Origin of the sequence: Micrococcus sp. HMSC31B01, assembly GCF_001816085.1 — a bacterium.
Lineage (GTDB): Bacteria > Actinomycetota > Actinomycetes > Actinomycetales > Micrococcaceae > Micrococcus > Micrococcus luteus.
This window is the reverse complement of sequence record NZ_KV825186.1, coordinates 1-2,645: the sequence shown is the minus strand read 5'-3', so window position 1 is coordinate 2,645 and position 2,645 is coordinate 1. Positions and strand designations below refer to the sequence as shown.

General features: G+C 70.0%; 1 protein-coding gene and 1 pseudogene. Both read right to left on the bottom strand.

The window, feature by feature from the left end:
* Nucleotides 1-127 precede the first annotated feature (127 nt).
* Nucleotides 128-913, bottom strand: coding sequence for an IS21-like element helper ATPase IstB (gene istB / locus HMPREF3105_RS07765; protein WP_010078636.1), 786 nt, complete (start codon nucleotides 911-913; stop codon nucleotides 128-130).
* Nucleotides 910-2,432 (bottom strand): annotated as a pseudogene (locus tag HMPREF3105_RS13705) (IS21-like element ISMlu14 family transposase). Before HMPREF3105_RS13705 ends, istB begins: the two are co-directional and overlap by 4 nt.
* Between the last annotated feature and the right edge of the window lie 213 nt (nucleotides 2,433-2,645).

The following is a 2,645-nucleotide window of genomic DNA, read 5'->3' as shown; positions in this document are numbered from 1 at the left end:
TGTCAAGGGCCATTGAGTTCTGCCCATAGGCGGCCAGTGTTTCTTCCCGCTGGTGGCCATCAGAACTGCCCACTGGTGGCCAGCTGGTTTGCCCGTTTGGGTGGTGGTGCTGGCCACCGTGATGGGATCAGTTCAGTGGCATGACTCCCTTCCCGGCCATTGCCTGGGTCATCCGTACGGAGTCTCCGGTGGTCTGGCACACGTGGGCGTGGTGCAGGAGCCGGTCCACGGTGGCGGTGGCCAGGGTCTTGGGCATCAGCTCGTCGAAGCCGGCCGGGTGCAGGTTCGAGCTGATCGCTACGGAGCGTTTCTCGTAGGCGGCGTCCACGATGCGGTAGAGGCCCTCGGCGGCATCGTCGGCGACCGGCAGCAGGCCGATGTCGTCGATGACGATCAGGTCGGCGCGCAGGATTCGGGCGACGGCTTTGGTGATGGTGTCATCGGGCCGGTGGGCCCGGATCATCGCCCCGAGGTCCTCCAGGGTGAACCAGGCCACCCGCTTGCCCTCCTCCACGGCCTGCTGGCCCAGGGCCTCGAGGAAGAAGGTCTTGCCGGTGCCGGAGGGCCCGCAGACCACGAGGTTCTCTCTGCGCGAGAGCCATTCCAGGGTGCGCAGGGACTGCTGGGTCGGGGCCGGGATCGAGGAGGCGCCCGGATCCCAGGTCGTGAAGGTCTTGCCGGTGGGGAACCCGGCGGCCTTGCGCCGGGCGGCGAGCATGGATCGGGCCCGACCGGTGGTCTCCTCGACCAGCAGGGCCTTGAGGACCTCGGCCGGCTCCCAGCGTTGGGCCCGGGCGGTGGCCAGTACCTCGGCGGCGATACCGCGGGCGTGGGGCATCTTCAGCTGCCGCAACAGCGCCTCCAAATCGGCCGGCAGCGCCGGTGCGGCGGTGTTCGGGGTGTGGATGCTCACCGGGCTGCCCCCTCGGTGTTGGAGGTACCGAGGCCGGCCCAGCCGGCGGTGCCCTGGGTCAGGGACCGTTCCTCGGTGGCGGTGTGCATCCCGGTGCGGTGGCCGGCGGCGGTGAGCAGGGAGGCCAGGTCGCCGTGGGCGAAGCGCTGGTGCACCGCGGCCACCCCGAGGGCGCGGTCGACCTGGTCGGTGCCGGCGAGCTTGGCCAGGGTGACGGCCTCGGCCATCTTCTGACCGATCCGGCTGGTGCCGGCCGCGGCGGCCTCCACCAGCCAGGTCCTCGCTCCGGCCCCGATGGCCAGGAACTCGGCCTCCGCCGCCGAACGGGGCACCGGGGTGTAGTCCCCGGGCACCTTGTCCGTCTCGTGGCCGGGGAAGTGCGCGTCGTCGATGGCCGGGGACCCGGGCCGGGCCACCCGGTGCCGGGCGACCTCCACCGGCCCCTGCGCACCGGCGTGCATGATCACCACCATCGAGTCCGGTCCGGTGCCGTGATGGCGCACGAACACCTCGGCCCCGAGCAGGTGCGCGGGCACCGAGTACTGGGCGTTTTCGAAGGAGACCATCGGCGTGTTCTCCGGACCTTCCGTCCCACCCCGTAGGCCACGGTGTGCGCCGTGGCGGGGATCCGATGCAACGCGCTGGTCTCCTCGGCGAGCATGTGGTCCGGGCGGCGCCGGGTCACCCGGTGCTCCCGGGAGTTCACCATGGCCATGAACCCCGCGCAGGCGGCCTCGAGCTCAGCGAACGAGGCGTACTGGTCCCGCAGGTTGGTGTCCTTCGGGACCAGGTCGGCCTTGGCCAGCTTCACCGCGTTCTCCACCCCGCCCTTGGCGGCCGGATCCGCTGGCTGGCAGGTCAGCACCTCCACGCCGTAATGCCGAGCGAACGCCACGGTGGCCTGGTTACGCACCGGCACCCCGGCCACATGAGAGACCGTCACTGTCTTCTCGTTATCCGTCAGCACATAGGTCGGCGCGCCCCCGATCAGCCGGAAGCACCGGTCCAGGGCGGCGAACACACTCGGAGCCGTCCTATCACGCAGGGCGATGACGATCCGGTAGCGGGACCAGGCCAGCCAGGCCACGAACAGCACCGTCTTGGCCCCGTCGATCGCCGGCCCATCGCCGAAGTCGTACTGCAGCCATGCGCCCGGCTCGGTGATCCAGGGCCGGTGCACCCGGCGCTTCCCGGCCCGCCAGGCGGCCTTCACCTCGGCCACCGCCCGCCGGGTGGAGCGCTCAGAGCCGGTGTAGCCCATTGCGGTGAGCTTGGCGTGCACGACATCGGCGCGGATCCTGCCCGTGGAGGCCTCGACCCATTCCTCGATCTTGGGCAGCCAGACATCGGTGACCTTCGGGCGGCTGGCTCCGGATCCAGGGGTCTGGCCGGCGTCGCGGGCCCGCACCAGCCGGGCCACGGTGTGATGGGAGCAACCGGCCAGCTCGGCGGCGCCCCGCAATGACTTGGTCAGGTCATAGGCACTGAGTATTTTCATGGTTTCTGCGGCATCCTTCATTCAGGGCCTCTTCCTCGCTGGATTCGATTCGACACCGATATCCAACCCGGGGAGGAGGCCCCCGCCGGCTCACGACGCGGCGGGCAACGAGCAACGCGGGCAAACCAGATGGCCAGCACCGGGCAGTTCCCGTGGCCATCACTGGGCAGTCCTCATGGCCGTCAGCGGGTCATTCCCTGGCCACCTATGGGCAGCTTTTCATGGCCGCTTACA